The organism is Pseudomonas resinovorans NBRC 106553, from assembly GCF_000412695.1.
GTDB classification, from domain to species: Bacteria; Pseudomonadota; Gammaproteobacteria; order Pseudomonadales; family Pseudomonadaceae; genus Metapseudomonas; species Metapseudomonas resinovorans_A.
Map to the genome: position 1 here is coordinate 2,469,570 of NC_021499.1, position 16,581 is coordinate 2,486,150.

General features: G+C 64.0%; 16 protein-coding genes, 1 tRNA gene and 1 pseudogene. 5 read left to right on the forward strand and 13 right to left on the reverse strand.

Features of this window, described 5'->3' with window-relative positions; all coding sequences use genetic code 11:
- Positions 1–44: 44 nt before the first annotated feature.
- From PCA10_RS11210 to PCA10_RS11220, 3 genes are all read right to left on the reverse strand, one after another.
- Positions 45–416: a glutathione S-transferase N-terminal domain-containing protein gene (locus PCA10_RS11210; RefSeq protein WP_016492189.1), complete on the reverse strand. Its 372-nt coding sequence runs from the start codon at positions 414–416 to the stop codon at positions 45–47.
- A 67-nt stretch (positions 417–483) separates the two neighbouring features.
- The gene (locus PCA10_RS11215) at positions 484–744 is read right to left on the reverse strand and encodes a hypothetical protein (protein ID WP_016492190.1); all 261 of its coding nucleotides are present in this window, start codon (positions 742–744) and stop codon (positions 484–486) included.
- A 23-nt stretch (positions 745–767) separates the two neighbouring features.
- Positions 768–977 carry a hypothetical protein gene (locus PCA10_RS11220; RefSeq protein WP_016492191.1) on the reverse strand — a complete coding sequence of 70 codons (210 nt, stop codon included), beginning with the start codon at positions 975–977 and terminating at the stop codon, positions 768–770.
- A 322-nt stretch (positions 978–1,299) separates the two neighbouring features.
- Between PCA10_RS11220 and PCA10_RS11225 the strand changes: the two genes are divergently transcribed.
- The gene (locus tag PCA10_RS11225; RefSeq protein ID WP_016492192.1) at positions 1,300–2,019 is read left to right on the forward strand and encodes an amidotransferase; all 720 of its coding nucleotides are present in this window, start codon (positions 1,300–1,302) and stop codon (positions 2,017–2,019) included.
- A 126-nt stretch (positions 2,020–2,145) separates the two neighbouring features.
- Here the strand turns inward: PCA10_RS11225 and PCA10_RS11230 are convergent, their stop codons facing one another.
- Positions 2,146–3,117 (reverse strand): magnesium and cobalt transport protein CorA, encoded by a 972-nt coding sequence (locus tag PCA10_RS11230; RefSeq protein ID WP_016492193.1) that lies wholly within the window; start codon positions 3,115–3,117, stop codon positions 2,146–2,148.
- Between the two features lie 151 nt (positions 3,118–3,268).
- Here PCA10_RS11230 and PCA10_RS11235 point away from each other — a divergent pair, with 151 nt between their 5' ends.
- Positions 3,269–4,126 carry an alpha/beta fold hydrolase gene (locus PCA10_RS11235; protein WP_016492194.1) on the forward strand — a complete coding sequence of 286 codons (858 nt, stop codon included), beginning with the start codon at positions 3,269–3,271 and terminating at the stop codon, positions 4,124–4,126.
- A gap of 151 nt (positions 4,127–4,277) precedes the next feature.
- On the opposite strand, the gene PCA10_RS31245 is transcribed toward PCA10_RS11235, so the two are convergent.
- Together PCA10_RS31245 and PCA10_RS11245 are read right to left on the reverse strand one after the other, a co-directional pair.
- Positions 4,278–4,808, reverse strand: a complete 531-nt coding sequence (locus PCA10_RS31245; RefSeq protein ID WP_158491041.1) for a hypothetical protein — start codon at positions 4,806–4,808, stop codon at positions 4,278–4,280.
- A gap of 39 nt (positions 4,809–4,847) precedes the next feature.
- Positions 4,848–5,537: a crotonase/enoyl-CoA hydratase family protein gene (locus tag PCA10_RS11245; RefSeq protein WP_016492196.1), complete on the reverse strand. Its 690-nt coding sequence runs from the start codon at positions 5,535–5,537 to the stop codon at positions 4,848–4,850.
- 279 nt (positions 5,538–5,816) lie between these two features.
- Here PCA10_RS11245 and PCA10_RS11250 point away from each other — a divergent pair.
- Positions 5,817–5,906, forward strand: a tRNA-Ser gene (locus PCA10_RS11250).
- A 243-nt stretch (positions 5,907–6,149) separates the two neighbouring features.
- Here the strand turns inward: PCA10_RS11250 and PCA10_RS11255 are convergent.
- The 4 genes from PCA10_RS11255 to speB form a co-directional block, all read right to left on the reverse strand.
- Complete coding sequence (locus tag PCA10_RS11255) at positions 6,150–6,638, reverse strand: GlcG/HbpS family heme-binding protein (protein WP_016492197.1); 489 nt, start codon at positions 6,636–6,638, stop codon at positions 6,150–6,152.
- Between the two features lie 96 nt (positions 6,639–6,734).
- Positions 6,735–7,361 carry a response regulator transcription factor gene (locus tag PCA10_RS11260; RefSeq protein WP_016492198.1) on the reverse strand — a complete coding sequence of 209 codons (627 nt, stop codon included), beginning with the start codon at positions 7,359–7,361 and terminating at the stop codon, positions 6,735–6,737.
- The gene (locus PCA10_RS11265; protein ID WP_016492199.1) at positions 7,358–8,803 is read right to left on the reverse strand and encodes a sensor histidine kinase; all 1,446 of its coding nucleotides are present in this window, start codon (positions 8,801–8,803) and stop codon (positions 7,358–7,360) included. The genes PCA10_RS11260 and PCA10_RS11265 overlap by 4 nt, the downstream gene beginning before the upstream one ends.
- Before the next feature lie 201 nt (positions 8,804–9,004).
- Positions 9,005–9,976 (reverse strand): agmatinase, encoded by a 972-nt coding sequence (speB, locus tag PCA10_RS11270; RefSeq protein WP_016492200.1) that lies wholly within the window; start codon positions 9,974–9,976, stop codon positions 9,005–9,007.
- 193 nt (positions 9,977–10,169) lie between these two features.
- On the opposite strand from speB, the gene PCA10_RS11275 reads away from it, so the two are divergent.
- Positions 10,170–11,069, forward strand: a complete 900-nt coding sequence (locus PCA10_RS11275; RefSeq protein WP_041770216.1) for a LysR family transcriptional regulator — start codon at positions 10,170–10,172, stop codon at positions 11,067–11,069.
- A 287-nt stretch (positions 11,070–11,356) separates the two neighbouring features.
- On the opposite strand, the gene arcD is transcribed toward PCA10_RS11275, so the two are convergent.
- Entirely contained in the window at positions 11,357–12,784 is a 1,428-nt protein-coding gene (gene arcD / locus PCA10_RS11280) for an arginine-ornithine antiporter (RefSeq protein ID WP_016492203.1), read from the reverse strand.
- Positions 12,785–12,897: 113 nt separating this feature from the next.
- Here arcD and dmpG point away from each other — a divergent pair.
- Positions 12,898–13,779: pseudogene (dmpG, locus tag PCA10_RS11285) on the forward strand (4-hydroxy-2-oxovalerate aldolase); the annotation flags it as partial.
- A 130-nt stretch (positions 13,780–13,909) separates the two neighbouring features.
- On the opposite strand, the gene PCA10_RS11290 reads toward dmpG, so the two are convergent.
- Both PCA10_RS11290 and PCA10_RS11295 read right to left on the reverse strand, forming a co-directional pair.
- On the reverse strand, positions 13,910–15,835 hold the full coding sequence (locus tag PCA10_RS11290; RefSeq protein ID WP_016492205.1) for a DEAD/DEAH box helicase: 1,926 nt from the start codon (positions 15,833–15,835) through the stop codon (positions 13,910–13,912).
- A gap of 164 nt (positions 15,836–15,999) precedes the next feature.
- Positions 16,000–16,521, reverse strand: coding sequence for a gluconokinase (locus PCA10_RS11295; protein ID WP_016492206.1), 522 nt, complete (start codon positions 16,519–16,521; stop codon positions 16,000–16,002).
- Between the last annotated feature and the right edge of the window lie 60 nt (positions 16,522–16,581).

The window sequence follows — 16,581 nt, forward strand, 5'->3', positions numbered from 1 at the left end:
TAAAAAAACCGGCTCATACGAGCCGGCTTTTTTGTCCGCGCGGTTTACACCTTGGCGAAACGGCTATCCAGATAGCGGATGATGTCGTTGGACTCGTACATCCAGCGGCTTTCGCCGTTTTCCTCGATGCGCAGGCAGGGCACCTTGATCTTGCCGCCGCCGGCCAGCAGGGCGGCGCGATGGGTTTCGTCATGCTTCGCGTCACGCAGCGCGATCGGCAGGTTCAGCCGGTGCATGGCGCGGCGGGTCTTCACGCAGAAGGGGCAGGCGTTGAACTGGTACAGCGCGAGGCCGGTGGTCGCCTCCGCCACCTGGGCTTGCGCCTCGGGGCTGCGGCGCAGCTTGCGCGGGCGGGTGATGAAGTCGAGGAAAATAATCAGTTGGCCCAGGCCGACTCGTACTGCCTTGATGAACACTGTGGCGCACCCTTGAGTGAAAAACGGGGGCGGCAGTCTAACGTAAGTTGCCCGGCGTGGTTGTCTTTCATGCCAGGTAGCTGCTGTAGCACTTCAGCGAACTCATGTCGAAAGCGGCCGGCAGACGCGATTCCCGGTCGGTCGGCGGGTTGCCGGAAAGCCCGGGCAGAGCCCGTTCGTTGGTGATGCCACGGGCGATGTTGTGATTGGCCTCGATGTTCTTGGCCACCGCTCCCACCGAACCGTGGGCGCAGCCGATCAGCGAGAAACCGTTGGTCATGACTGCCAGGGCGGTAAGGAAGTAGAGGCGGTTCTTGTGCTGTTTCATGGTGCGGGTGCCTGTATCTGGTGTCAGCCGGTTTTCTTCTTGCTCGCCAACAGCACCGGGATGCTCTGGCTGAGTTGCTGGTAGAAGCTCATGGAGGCGTCCGCCGGGCTTGCGCCGATACGGCCGCGTTCGTAACCGAAACTCACCGCCAGGACCACCATCGTCACGACGAAATACAGGCCGAGGCTGGCGAGGGCGCCGTTGCGTGCGTACTTGACGGTGGGGTTGCTCATGTCGGGTCTCCGCGTCCAGGGGCTTGGGGTGGGCGTAGATTCGCGAAAATCCCGTCGCGGCAAAAACGACCTTCGAGCATGGTGAGTATCGATGCCGGCGATAGTTGATCAGCGAGCTGTAGGTTTTGCTTTACGGGGGCTCGAAAGCCCCGAGCCAGGGGGCGGTGGCGGGAGGGATAGGCTGGACTGGCGAGCAGCTTGTCGCCTGATGGGGCGGTAGAGGACAAAGGGTGGGGCGAGCGGTATTTCAATCACTCGTGTGCTGTGTTAAATAAAACGCACATTTTCCCCAACACGAGCCCCCCTCAGGAATCATGAGCTAATGTCACTCCGCATCTGCATTCTCGAAACTGACATTCTCCGCCCCGAACTGGTCGACCAATACAAAGGCTACGGCCTGATGTTCGAGCAGCTGTTCGCCAAACAGCCGATCCCTGCGGAGTTCAGTGTCTACAACGTGGTGCAGGGGCATTACCCGCCTGAAGGGGAGCGGTTCGACGCTTACCTGGTAACCGGCAGCAAGGCCGACTCCTTCGGCGACGACGAGTGGATCCTCACGCTCAAGGAGTTCCTGCTGGCGCGCTACGAGGCGGGCGACAAGCTGCTGGGCGTGTGCTTCGGCCATCAGCTGCTGGCCCTGCTGCTGGGCGGGCGCACCGAGCGCGCGACCCAGGGCTGGGGTGTCGGCACCCACAGTTACCAGCTCAAGCAGAAGCCGGAGTGGATGACCCCCGCGCTGGACGACCTGACCCTGCTGATCAGCCACCGGGACCAGGTTACCGAGCTGCCGGAAAACGCGACCCTGCTGGCTTCCAGCGATTTCTGCCCGAACGCCGCCTATGCGGTGGGCGACCAGGTGCTGTGCTTCCAGGGGCACCCGGAGTTCGTCCACGACTACTCCCGCGCGCTGCTGGAGCTGCGCCAGGACTCCCTCGGCAAGGACGTCTACCAGCAGGGCGTGAGCAGCCTGGACCGTGACCACCAGGGCGCCGCCGTCGCCGAGTGGATGATGCGTTTCATCACCCGCGATCGCGCCGCCTGACGCCAGCCGTCAACAAAAAGCCCGCCATCAGGCGGGCTTTTTCATTTGAACTCATGGCGCAGCGACTGCCCCGCGTAGGATGGTTGAGCGCGGCGATACCCATCACGACGGCCCTGCTGCGCGCCTCTACAGCCAGCCGTAGTACTTGAAGCTGGCGAACAGCGCGGTGCAGCCGGTGACCACCAGCCCCATCACCCCGAAGTAGCCGTAGTGCCAGGTGAGTTCCGGCATGTACTGGAAGTTCATCCCGTAGATACCGGCGATCGCCGTCGGGAAGGCGAGAATCGCTGCCCAGGCGGCGAACTTGCGTTGCACCACGCTCTGCCGCGAGGACTCCAGCAAGAGGCCGATCTCGATGGCGTGGTCCGCCATCTCGCGCAGCCCGGTGAGGTCTTCCAGCAGGCGATTGACGTGGATGGCGATGTCGCGGAAGTAGGGGCGCATCTGCTTGTCGATGAAGGGGAAGTCCAGGCGCTGCAGTTCTTCGCAGATCTCGCCCATGGGGCCGATGTAGCGCCGCAGGCGCAGCAGGTCGCGGCGCAGGCAGTGGATGCGCTCGACATCGGCCTGGGTCAGGGGGCGCTTCAGGACGTTCTGCTCGATCTCTTCTAGCTCCGAATGGAAGTCATCCATCATCGGCCGGTAGTTTTCCAGCACGAAGCTGAGCAGCGCATAGAGGACGAAGTCCTCGCCATGCTCCAGCAGCAACGGACGCGCCTCGCAGCGCTGGCGAACACGAGAGTAGGGCGTGGATTCACCGTAGCGGGCGCTGATGATGTAGCCCTTGCCGGTGAACAGTTGGGTCTCGATGAACTGCAACTCGCCGTTCACCTCGATCGGCGAATAGACCACCAGGAACAGGGCGTCGCCGAAGGTTTCCAGCTTGGGTCGGGTGTGCCGGGTGAGGGCGTCTTCAAGGGCCAGTTCGTGCAGGTCGAACTGCCGTTGCAGGTTGCCGAGTTCTTCCGTGCCGGGGTCATGCAGGCCGATCCAGACGAAGTGCCCCGGCTTGCCGGCCCACTGCTTACCTTCATCGAGGCTTATGTCGGTGACCTTTCGGCCCTTGGTGTAGACGGCGGCTGCAACGACTCGACCCATGGTTCGACTGTCCCTTCATCCATTCAATCTGAGGCGGAGATTAACCCGCCTGATTCTCTGAGTCTCGCCGAAGGCCAAGGTTCTCAATGACATGGGTAGAGTATTGGCTCTAGAGTCTTCCCGCCCGGCGATCACAACAAGGAGAACAGGCATGACCGAGGCCTTCAGCTTTTGTGCAGGACGTTTCCGTTGCCCCTATCAGGTTCATCGCTCGGCGGTTGCCGGGCCGGTGCTGATCCTGCTGCCGGCCCTCGGCGTGGCGGCGCGCAAGTACGAGGCCTTCGCCCTTGGCCTGGTGGCGGCCGGCAACCATGTGCTGACGGTGGATTGGCCCGGCCAGGGGGAAAGCGTTCCGCGACCGAATCGCCAACTGGATTACGGCTACCGGGACCTGGTCGAGGAGTTCGTGCCGAGCCTGCTGGCGGCCGCCCGCGAGCATTTCCCCACGGGGCGCCCGGTGCTGCTGGGCCATAGCCTGGGCGGGCATATCGCCACGCTGTTCGCCGCCGCGAATCCCGAGGCCGACGTGGCGGTGGTGGGCGTGGCCTGCGGCAATATCCACTACCGCAACTGGCAGGGTCGCAAGCGGTTGCTGACGCCTTGCGTGGCGCTGACCTTCAACATCCTGACCGCGCTGTTCGGCTACCTGCCGGGCAAGACCATTGGTTTTGGTGGCCATGAGGCGCGTCGATTGATGCGCGACTGGGGGCGGGTTGCCTGGAGCGGCAACTTCGATCACCTGGGGCTGGATTTGGCTCACCCCGGCAACAATCCGACACCCTCGCTGTTCATCGGTGTGCGCAACGACCCCTTCGCTCCACCTGCCTCGACCCTGGGTCTGGCGGCGCTGATCCAGGCGCAGCCCACCCTGCGTGTTCTGCCGTCGCCGCGTCCCGCTTCGGAGAATCCCCACAGCGCCTGGCTGCGCGCACCCGCAACCATGGTCGAGGCCGTTGTCAGCGGATTGGCGGCGTTTTCCCGCCGGATCGCCACCGGTCAGGCTGTCTGAAATATTCTGTTACAGGCACTAGGGTTCAGGTTGTAACCCATAAGAAAGCACCGGGAGGCCTGAAATGCAGTTGAAGAAATGCGTACTGGCAGTTGCGATCTGCTCGGTCCTGAGCCTGTCGTTCACTGTTGTGCCGGGCGACCTTTCCAGCTCATCGGTTGCCTACGCCAAGGATGGGGGCGGCGGCGGTGGCGGCGGTGGTGGCGGAGGCGGTAGCGGCGGTGGAGGAGGCGGTGGCAGTGGTGGTGGCGGCGGTGGCAGCGGTGGCGGTGGTGGTGGCCACGGCGGCGGTAGTGGAGGTGGTAGTGGAGGTGGCGGAGGAGGCCACGGCGGAGGTAGTGGCAGCGGTAGTGGTGGTGGCGGAAGCGGCAGTGGCAGCGGTGGAGGCGGAAGCGGAAGCGGCCACAGCGGTGATGGCGGTGGTCACGCCAGCAACAGCGGCTCCGGCAGTTCCCACAGTGATCGCGGTGCCGACGATGGCGCCGGCCATGACGTCGGCGGACCCCATGGCGTTGGTCACGGCGCGGACGACGGCGCGGATCATGATGTCGGTGAAGCCCATGGCGTTGGTCATGGTGCCGACGACGGCGCCGACCATGATGTGGGCGACGATCACGGCCAGCATGCCGGGACAGAAGCGGGCGACGACAACGGCGGAGCCCTGTAGCGTCACCCTCGACAAAAAAGCCCCGCGATGCGGGGCTTTTTCATGGGGCTGGATTCAGACCAGATGCTGCTTGTCGAGCTCGATGGCCGCGTCCAGGGTGTCCAGGAGCGCCTTGCGTACCTTGAGCTTGGTGTTGCGGTGGGCGGTCATGTTGATCTTCTTCAGCTGCAGGGCTGCGGCGCGCGCGGTTTCCTGCAGTTGTTCGACGGGCACCACCTTGTCGAGGAAGCCGGCATCCAGCGCGCCTTGCGGGTCGAACATCTCGCCATTGATCACCGAGCGGTGGAAGGCCGACTTGCGCAGGCGATCACGGGCCAGCTCGATGCCGACATGGTGCATGGTCATGCCGATCTGCACTTCGTTCAGGCCGATGTTGAACGGCCCTTCGACGCCAATGCGGTAGTCCGCCGACAGCAGGATGAAGGCGCCCTTGGCCACCGCATGGCCCGGGCAGGCGACGATGATGGGGTAGGGGTGGGACAGCATGCGGCGGGCCAGGGTGGAACCGGCGGCGACCAGGGCGATGGCGTTCTGCGGACCGGAGGTCATGACCTTCAGGTCATAGCCGCCGGAGAGAATGCCCGGCTGGCCGGTGACGATCACGATGGCGCGGTCCTGTTCGGCACGATCCAGTGCGGCATTAAAGGCGGCGATCACATCCGGGGAGATGGCGTTCACCTTGCCGTTGGCGAGGGTCAGGGTGGCGATGCCGTCTTCGAGTTGGTAGGAGATCAGCTCACTCATGGCAGGTTCCTTGTTAAGAAGTGGATCGACGTTAGCGAGCGCCACCGTGGAGGTAAAGGACTGAGACTGACTGGTGAGTCAGTGCGGGCGCGGGGAACCAACCGCATCACGCCGGAAGCCCACTAAAGCCCCCGGCGGACCCTTGACAGCGGAAGGGGAAATTGGCAGGCGCAAAGTTTTTTCATAAACGCATGAAATTTATGAAAAAAGTGTTTGCATTCCAAAAGGTACTCCACTAAATTAGCGCACCTCGACGGGGCCAACGCCTCAGAGAGATCCGGTGAGGTGTCCGAGCGGTTGAAGGAGCACGCCTGGAAAGTGTGTATACGGGAAACCGTATCGTGGGTTCGAATCCCACCCTCACCGCCACTTTCCGATTCAAGCAAAACCCCTGATTTCCTAGAGAAGTCAGGGGTTTTTGCTTTCTGCTGTTCGCGTTGTCCTGGGTGATGGGCCGCTATCCGCTGAGCACATCTGCGTAGCCGCCGTCGCTTCGCCAGAACAACACCGAGCACGAGCCGAACCCCCCTGTTAAGCGCGCCTGGAGGAAGTGGCGGCTGCCGGACGATGCTTTGGCCATCGTCCGGATACCTTCCGCGCTTTGCGCTTCGCTTACTTGAACAGCGCGGCGTTCTCCGCCAGCACGGCGTCGGCGCACTGGGCATCCAGGTGACCGCCCGGGGCGCCGGCCACGCCGATGGCGCCAATCACCGCATCGCCAGCCTTCACCGGTACGCCGCCGCCCAACAGCAGGAAGCCGGGAATGTCGGTCAGGTTGGCGGCGCCCGGGTTCTTCTGGGCGTTCTCCATGATGGTCAGGGTCGCGGTCTTGGCGGATACGGCGGTAAAGGCCTTGGCGCGGCTGGCCTCGATGGTGTGGGGGCCGGCGTTGTCGGCGCGGGCGAAGGCCTTCAGCAGGCCCGCGCGGTCCACCACCGCCGCGCTGACGTTGTAGCCCTTGGCCTGGCAGGCGGCGACGGTGGCGGCGGCCAGCTTCTGCGCATCGGCGCTGGAGAGGTTGCTTTCCTTCAGCACTTCGGCGCTGGCGGCGCCGGCGAAGGTCAGGGTGCAGAGCAGGGCGGCGAGGGAGACACGAGACATGGCTACGTCCTTTTTCAATCGATTGCAGGAGTAGCCAGTGTCTGCCGCTCGCCTGCCGCGCGGTATTCGCCCGACTACGCCCCGGCCTCCGTAGCGCTACGGAGAAGGCGCATCCAGCAGGCTGGCGTACTGGCGGATCAGCTGCGCCAGGGAGTCGGCTTCCAGCTTGGCGAAGACGTTGGCCCGGTAGGTTTCCACGGTGCGCGGCGACAGCTCGAATTCCCGCGCGATTTCCTTGTTGCTCAGGCCCTGGACGATGCGCACCAGCACGTCCCGCTCGCGCCCGGACAGCCGTGCCAGGCGTTCGGTGGCGGCCTGGGTCACCGCCTGGCGCTCGCGGCTGGCCACATGGCTGCGCACGGCGGCCTGCACCGCATCGAGGAACACGTCATCGTCCACCGGCTTCTGCAGGAACTCCATGGCGCCGCCCTTGAAGGCGCGGCGGCAGAGATCGACGTTGGCGTGACCGGTGAGCATCACCACCGGCAGGTCGGAACACGCCGCCAGCCTGTCCAGCACATCCAGCCCGCCGATGCCCGGCATGCGGATATCCAGCACCACGCAGCCCACCGCTTGCGCTGACAACGCGGCGAGGAAGGCCTGGGGGTCGCAATGGCCCTCGCTGCGCAGGCCGACGCTGCGCAGTAGCAGGGCCAGGCCGTCGCGCACGGCCTCGTCGTCGTCCACCAGGTACACCAGCGGGGAATGGGCGGGGATGCTCATGGGGTGGCTCCGGCGAGCGGCAGGCGCAAGGTGAAGCAGGCGCCCCGGGATTCGAGGTTGCGGCCAGTGATGCGGCCATCCATGGCGCCGGCCAGGGTCTCGCACAGCGCCAGGCCCAGCCCCATGCCCTGGGGCCGCGTGCTGTAGAACGGCTCGAACAGGCGCGGCAAGGATTCGGCTGCGATGCCCGGGCCATTGTCGCTCACGCGAAAGACATACTCGCCGTCGTCCAGGCCACCTTGCAGCAGGATGCTGCGGGCACCCGGCGTTTCGGCCAGGGCATCGGCGGCGTTCTGCACCAGGTTGTGGAGGATCTGCTCCAGCGCCACCCGGTCGGCCAGGGGGCGGGCGCCGGGGGTGGCGTTGCTCCAGGTCAGGCGAATGCCGCGCCCGGCCAGCTCGTCCTGGCGCAGGAACAGCAGGGAGGCCGCCAGGGCGTCCGGGTCCACCGGCGTACGCGGCGCAGGCGAGCTGGGCGTCACCAGCTCGCGCATGCGCTGGATGATATCGGCCGCGCGGCGGGCCTGGCCGGCGCTGGCCAGCAGGGCCTGGCGCACGGCGGGGCGCTCGTCTTCGTCATCCAGCAGGCGCTCGGCGGCGCGCACCTGAGCGAGGATGGCGGTCAGCGGCTGGTTGAGCTCATGGGCGATGCCGGCGGCCATTTCCCCCAGGGTGCTCAGCCGCGTCATCGCCGCCAGGCGCACGGCTTCCTGCTGGCGCCGGGCCTCGGCACGGGAGCGTTGCCAGGCGGCGGCACCGGCCGCCAGCAATGCGCTGGCCAGCGCCCAGGCCAGCCACTGCGCCCAGGGCCAGTCGGCTAGGGTGAGCGCGCGCCAGCTGTGCAGGGGAAAGGGCTGGCTGCTGGCCCCCAGGGGCTTGTGCAGGTCGATCTCCGACACTGAGAAAGGGGCTGCGCCCTGGCGTGCCAGCAGGGTGAGCGGGCCGCCACCCACATCCAGGGTCAGCATGGCGAGGGACGGCGGGAAGTCGGCGGCCGGAATGAACAGTCGTGCGTCCAGCAGCAGGCTCCAACTCGACGGCGCCACTAGCCAGTAGCGCGCCTCATCCAGCGCCAGGGTGATGGGGCGTTCCATCTCGCGAGCACGCTCGACCGCCTCCACGAGCCCCGCCGGCGCCGCTGTGCTACCTGCCCAGGCGCCGTCCTGCAGGTGGCCCAGCCCAAGCAGTTGCGGCATCGAGGGCTGCAGGCTGGGCAGCAGGCGTTCGGGAATCGGTGGGTGGGAGAGGGCGGCGAGGGTGGCCAGCACCGCTTCGTGCTGCACGGTCTTCTGGCTGAGCATGCGCTGGGCGATGCTGGTGTCCTGGAAGAAGCGCTCGTAGCGGTCGGTATGCTCCTGCCAGCCGATCCAGGCCGCAACGGGGCAGAACAGGAGCAGCCAGAGGAGGGTGCGGGGAATCGTCAGGGGCTTCACGGCCGCCATCATGCCTTGTGCTCTCGCGGGTCGGCCATCCGTAGGGCTACGGAGGCCGAGTGGAGGATAGCCGTGAGTCGCGGTTACAAGGGGGAGGGCGCCCGCAGCGATCCCCCCGATCGGGTACGCCCGTCGTCCGCTTCAGAGGTTTCAGCTCAGACGCGGGCGGTCAGGGCGATGAGAACGAGTCGGTGCCTTTTTCCAATCGAGTCAGCGGTTGGCTCGGGCGTCCGCAAGCACACACAGCATCTCGAACATGAGCGTTGCGGCATTGAGTGCCGTCATGCCGGAAGGGTCCAGGTCCGGAGCGACCTCGACGACGTCACCGCCGATCAGGTTCAACCCACGCAACCCTTTGATCAGCCGAAGGGCCTCCCTCATGGAGATTCCGCCTGACTCAGGTGTCCCGGTACCAGGCGCGAAGGCAGGGTCAAGGCCATCAACGTCGAACGAGACATAGGTCTTTCCATCGCCAACGACACGACGCACCTCTTGCAGGACCCCATCCACACCCAGTTCGTCGAACTCATCGATGAAGATCACGCGCATGCCGCATTCCAGGCTGTAGTTGGGCGTTCCGGAATGTTCCGACCCACGAATGCCGATCTGAATGGTGCGCCGGGGATCCAGCAGGCCGTCTTCTACCGCTCGCCTGAACGGAGCGCCATGGAAGAATTTGGAGCCATACAGGCTGTCCCAGGTATCGGTGTGGGCATCGATATGGACCATGCCGATCGGCCCGTCCTTCGCGAGGGACTTGAAGATCGGATAGGTGATGGAGTGATCGCCACCGACTGTTAGCGGCATGATGTTTCGAGCGCAGATTTCGCGGTAATAATGCTCGATGCACCTATGGGCATCCTCGATGTTGTACATCTTCTCGAGATAAACATCGCCGAGATCGAAAATATTGCATATCTCGAATGGGGCGATGCCGGAAGAGTGGTTCCTGGTCCGCATGAGGCAGGATTGCTGACGAATCCCCCGAGGCCCCAGACGCGCGCCGGGTTTGAATGAAGTTCCACCGTCAAATGGCACACCAATCAGGCCGATATCTACGCCATCCAGCGATTCGGCCACAGGCGCGCGCATGAAACTTGCAATTTCGTTGAAACGCGGCCGTTTCTGAGGGTCATACAGTGTCCCGTCTATCAGGTCTTTCTTGAGTTTGGCATCAGACATGAGTCGCCTCGGTTCCTGGCTGCAGGGTTTCCTGGAATGTTCCTCTCTATTTGATTCTTGAGTGGGGGCTTGGATAAATCCTTGAAGCCCAGATCTTCAGTTAATGAAATTATGAACATAATGCCAGGAGGTTTGCCCAGGGCTTGATTATCCGGTATGAAGGTGCGGGCACAGGTTCTGGCTGGTGGTGGTCATGAAAGAGAGCATTTATAACATTCGCCTGTTGCGCATTTTTATCGCGGTGGCAAGAAACAAGGGTTTTTCAGCTGCCCAACAAGAGCTGAATATGTCTACGCCGGCTATCAGCTCTTATATGAGTCAGCTGGAAGAGCAGCTGGGCATGCAGTTGTGCAGCCGGGGGCGATCAGGCTTCAGTCTCACCAGTAAAGGGCAGCTCATACTCGATGAGGCGCAGTTCCTGATTGGTCAGATCGATAATTTCGAGAACTACGTCATTGAACTGAAAGGTGAGCTGCGAGGAACCATATCCGTTGGGATACTGGATTCGATGCTGACTGACAAGCAGGTCAACATAGTCGATCTACTTGGCGACTTCACATCGAAGAATCCCAAGGTTCATATCAACTTGAAAATGCTCAGCCCTTTCGAACTGCAAAGAGAAGTGCTGGAAGGGAAGATCGACCTGGCGATCGGGGCGTTGCCAACCAAGATGAGTGGGTTGAAGTACATACATCTGTACATCGAGCAACACTGGCTTTACTGCAGCGATAGGCATCCGTTGTCCAAGGAAGCGGAAGTCGATGCTGACAGGGTTCGCCAGTACGCGCTCATCAATAGAGGGTACTGGTCAAGTTCAGAGATTCTGAAGCATGGCTTCAAGGAGTGTTCCGCGACAGTGGAAAGCATGGAGGCAGCGCTCATTCTTGCGCTGTCCGGCAGCTACATTGGGTATCTCCCCGATCACCTGGCACGTAGCTGGGAGACAGAAGGGCGCCTGTTGAGATTGCTTCCGGAAAGCTTCGGATATCAGGCGGAGTTCTCATTGATAATCAAGAATGGAAGATTGCGCGAGCCATTGATCCAGGCGTTCAGGGATGAGATGGGGCGACTTTACAACAGGGAGATCCGGTAATTCCCGTTGTCGGGGCTTTGGTGAAATTCCGGAGCCAGCTTCGACGACCAGGCGCAGACATTCCCGCACACCAAAAAAGCCGCCAGTGTGTCGGCGGCGAGGTCGCAAGCTTGTGGCCTTTGAGTAAGTCACGGCTCCTACGGCGGTGCATCGTGCATGGGAAATCGCGGTAGGGTGCGCCGCGCGCACCGCCTCGTGCTGCTCGGTCTTCTGGCTCAGCATGCGCTGGGCGATGCGGGTGTCATGGAAGAAACGCTCGTAGCGTTCGGCATGGTCCTGCCGGCCGCCTACAGCGACAGCACGCCGCTATACAAGCTATAGGCGGCTAAACCCGCTGCGACGACGACGCAGGCAAAGATTCCCTTTTCGATATGCGTGAACAGCGGCTCGCCTTGCTCACGTTTTGCCTTGGCGAACAGCACCACGCCCGGCGCATAGAGCAAGGCGGATAGCAGCAGGTACTTAACCCCACCGGCATACAACAGCCAGATTGCATAGGCGAGTGCGACGCCGCTGATGAGCAGATCCCTGGTGCGTTCTGTCCCGGACTGCTCGTAGGTTTCGCCACGTTGGGTCAGCAGCAGCGCGTAGGCCGCCGACCATAGGTACGGCACCATGATCATCGACGAGGCAAGGTAGATCAGGCTGGTGTAAGTGCCTTCAGAAAACAGCGTGATCAACAGGAAAAGCTGAATCATTACATTGGTCAGCCATAGCGCATTGACCGGCACATGGTTGGCGTTTTCCTTTCTGAGAAACGCCGGCATGGTCTTGTCCTTGGCGGTGGCGAACAGGATTTCCGCGCACAGGAGCGCCCAGGACAACAAGGCGCCGAGCAATGAAATGGCCAGGCCGAGGCTGATGAACAACGCCCCCCACGGACCGACGATACGTTCGAGCACCCCCGCCAGCGATGGGTTCTGCAGGGCGGCCAGTTCCGGTTGGCTCATGATCCCGAGCGACAGCAGGTTCACCAGCACCAGCAGCGCCAATACGCCGAGGAAACCGATAACCGTGGCGCGGCCGACGTCGGCCCGCTTCTCGGCCCTGGCCGAATAGACACTGGCGCCTTCGATGCCGATGAACACGAACACCGTCACCAGCATCATGTTGCGCACCTGATCCATCACGCCGTTGAAGTCCGGGTTGCTGCGCCCCCAGATATCGCGGGTGAAAATGTCCGCATCGAAGGCCACCGCGGCAATCGCGATGAAGGTGACCAGGGGCACCACCTTGGCCACGGTGGTCAGCTGATTGATGAACGCCGCTTCCTTGATCCCACGCAGCACCAGAAAGTGCACGCACCACAGCAGCACCGACGCGCAGGCGATGGCGATGGGCGTGTTGCCTTGGCCGAATACCGGGAAGAAAAAGCCGAGGGTACTGAACAGCAGGACGAAGTAGCCGACATTGCCCAGCCAGGCACTGATCCAGTAGCCCCATGCAGAAGAAAAGCCCATGTAGTCGCCAAACCCGGCCTTGGCGTAGGCATACACCCCGGAGTTGAGCTCCGGCTTGCGGTTCGCCAGCGTCTGGAATACGAACGCCAGGGTCAGCATGCCCACCGCGGTGATCACCCAGCCGATGATCACGGCCCCGGCATCGGCGCGCGCGGCCATGTTCTGCGGCAGGGAAAAAATCCCGCCACCGATCATCGACCCCACGACCAGGGCAATCAATGCGCCCAAACGAAGCTTCTGTGTCGGTTCTGACATTCTCGCGTCTCCTTGGTCGGCGCATGTCTCTCTACGAGGCCGCAACACCCTGATTTAACCAAGCACAGAAAGTTGAAAGCTGCTGGTGAAACGCTCGGAAATCGCGGCAAGGAGTTGCCCAGGGCGACGGCCTGCAAGGCTCATCCTTCAACTACGGCTTTGGCGCCCACACCGACCTGGAGTGGATCGAAGCCGCCGCCGACGTGATCCAGCACGCGCGCCTCACCGTGCTGCTGTTGCCCGGCATCGGCACAGTGCACGACCTGAAAGCCGCCTTTGATGCCGGCGCTCGCAGCGTGCGGGTGGCCACTCACTGCACCGAGGCGGATGTGTCCAGGCAGCACATCGAATACGCCCGTTCGCTGGGCATGGACACCGTGGGCTTCCTGATGATGAGCCACATGATCCCGGCCGAAGAGCTGGCCGCCCAGGGCAAGCTGATGGAAAACTATGGCGCCCAGTGCATCTACATGGCCGACTCCGGCGGCGCGATGAACATGCAGGACATCCGCGAGCGCATGCGTGCCTTCAAGGCGGTGCTGAAGCCGGAAACCCAGACCGGCATGCACGCCCACCACAACCTCAGCCTCGGCGTGGCCAACTCCCTGGTCGCGGTGGAGGAGGGCTGCGACCGCATCGACGCCAGCCTGGCGGGGATGGGCGCGGGTGCCGGTAATGCGCCGCTGGAGGTGTTCATCGCCGCCGCCGAACGCCTGGGCTGGAACCACGGCACCGACCTCTACCGCCTGATGGAAGCCGCCGACGACCTGGTGCGCCCGCTACAGGACCGCCCGGTGCGGGTCGACCGCGAGACCTTGGGCCTGGGTTATGCGGGGGTGTATTCGAGCTTCCTGCGCCATGCCGAAGTGGCGGCGGCCAAGTACGGCCTGAAGACCCTGGACATCCTGGTGGAGCTGGGCAAACGGCGGATGGTTGGTGGCCAGGAGGACATGATCGTCGACGTGGCCCTGGACCTGCTGGCTCGCCGCGCCTGAGGGCGGCAGGACGCTGTGGGGGCGAATTCATTCGCCAAGGGCGGCGAAGCTGCCCCCTTCAGTTCCGCTGGGCAGGCCTTCGGCCTGCTTGGCGATTGAAATCGCCCCCACAAAGAATCAGCGCGACCCCTTAGCCCCGCCCGGCGAACACCTGCGTGGCGCCCTGCACCTTGTTGGTGTACCAGATCACCCGGCTCACGCCACGGGTAATGGCCACATAGGCCAGGCGCAGGCTTTCATCCGCCATGGCCTGGTCGTAGCTGTTGCGGAAGAACCCGGAGCGGGCGTAGAGCGCGTTGCGCAGCGGGTGTTTTTCCGGCGGGGCGCAGTCGTCGACGATGATCGCCACCTCCGCTTGCAGCCCCTTGGCGCGGTGGATGCTGTAGGCGCGCACCGGCAGCGCCGGATCGAGCTGGGCCTGGATCTGCCGCAGTGGTTCGTTGCGCCGGGACAGCAGCAGGACCGCGTTGCGGTCGGCATTGGCGCGGGTGGCCACATGGGCGCATTGGGCCTGGATGTCCTTCACCAGCTCCGGCAGGCGGGCCTTGAGGTCGAAGCGGGACACCAGCTTCACGCCGTGGTCGCCCGGTTGCATGGCCTTGAAGGCCTTGCTCGCCTTGGCCTGTTTGAAGGCCACGCCGGCCAGCACCGCCTCGCCGTCGCGCAGTACGGGTTCGATGGAGCGGTAGTTGGTTTCCAGCGTCAGCACCGCGCTTTTGCGGGTCTTGCCCTTGCTGGGGAAGTGCCGGTCGAAGTCCATGAACAGTTCCGGCGAGCTGCCGCGCCAGCCGTAGATGGACTGCCAGTCGTCGCCGATGGCCATCAGGCTCACCGCCGCGCCCTGGCGTGCCAGGGCACGGTGCAGCGCCTGGAGCCACTGGACGATCTGCGGCGAGATGTCCTGGAACTCGTCGATCAGCAAGTGGCTGAAGGGCGCCAGGGCATCGCCGGCAGCGCCGTCGCCCTTGGCCAGCACGTCGCCCAGGCGCTGGAACGCGCCGTTGAAGGTCATCAGCCCTTGTTGCTGCAGCAGGGCCTCGAACTGCGACCAGAAGCGCACCAGGGCTTCGGCGAACAGTCGCTCGCGCGCCGAGCAGGCCAGCTCGCGGGGTTTCAGCCGGGCCGGAGGCAGGCCGATGCTCTCCATGAACCCGGCCTGCTGGTAGAAGGACTCGAACAACGGCAAGGGGGTGAACTCGCCGGCCAGCTTGAAACCGTCCAGCGGCGCCTTGGGAATCCGCTGTGGCTGGCCTTCGGCGGGGGCGGGCAGGGGCGGCAGGTCGAGCAGTTGGTGGACCCGCTCGCGGAATGCGGCGTCCTCGGCATAGCAGGCCTGGTAGGCCTGTTGCAGCACGCGCTGCTGGGCCGGGCGCAGACGGCCAGCGAGCAGAGGGTTGTCCAGCTCGCCCGCGGCGGCCTCGTCCAGCTGCTCGAACCAGCGCGGGTTGCCCAGCAGGTCCTTGGCCAGGGTGCCCATGGCCGAGTGGAAGGTGCGCACGCACTGGCGTGCCTGGGCCGCGTCGAAGGGGAACTGCCAGAAGGCCAGGACCTTCAGCAACTGCTCGCGCAGCTGGGCGCAGGAGGCGTTGGTGAAGGAAATCACCGTGAGCCGCTCCGGCGTCACGCCCATGTGGCAGAGCATGAACACCACCCGCAACACCAGGGTGGTGGACTTGCCGGAACCGGCGCCGGCGAAGATGCGGGTGAGCGGGGCACGGCCGAGGATCATCGCCCACTGCTCATCGGAAGGCGGGCTGACCACGCCGGCGGCCACCGCCTGGGCCACGCGCTCGCGCATGGCTTGCAGCTGGGCATCGGTGGCCTTCATCCGGGCGCCGGCGTAGATGCCGTCATCGGCAGGTTTGTCGGGCTTCGCGGGGCCATCGCCGGCGGCGGCCTTCTTGCTGCCGGGGGCTTTGGCCTTGCCGGCGTTGGCCGGCTTCTTCGCCCGTGGCGTGGGCTTGCGCAGTTGGGCGGCCGCTTCGCTCTCGGCACGCAGGTACTCGGTGGTACGCGGGAAGTAACGCGCCAGGGCACGTTTCATGGCAGACAACATTGGATCGATCCCTGTAACCACAACAAAGGGCGGGATTCTAAGCGCTTTTGCGTGAAGACTGGATGCTGGCGGATTGGTGCCAGGCCCCGTCGGTAGTCCGGATGAATTCCGCGGAACAACCCAACCACCGCTCCCGGATTGCATCCGGGCTACGGCTCTTCGCCTCAGGCCGGCGCGTGCTGCTGCCACCACTGGTGGATGGCGCTGGCCAGCTCGCCCACCGACAGCTTGCCGTCGAGGACCAGGGTGAAGGGCTCGTCCAGGGGTTCTTCCAGGTCGGCGAACTGGCTGTCCAGCAGGCTGGTCGGCATGAAATGCCCTCGCCGCTGCGCCATGCGCTCGGCAGCGGCCTCCGGGGAGAGTTGCAGGTAGGCGAAACCCAACCCCGGCAGGGCGTGACGCAGGCCGTCGCGATAGTCGCGCTTGAGGGCGGAACAGGTGAGGATCGGCCGCTCGCCGGCGTCATAGGCGCGTTTCAACTGCTTCTCCAGGGCGTGCAGCCAGCCGGCGCGATCCTTGTCGCTCAGCGGCTGGCCGGCGCTCATCTTCTTGATGTTGCGGTCGGGGTGAAAGGCATCCCCCTCGATCAGCCTCGCCCCGGTGCGCACCTCCAGCGCCCGCGCCACGGCGGACTTGCCGCTGCCGGCAACGCCCATGATCACCACTGCATTGATCGGTTCGTACATCACCCAATCTCCCGGTCCGCTACTTAAACGGTAGGCAATCTGAGCGAAAAGAGGATTTCG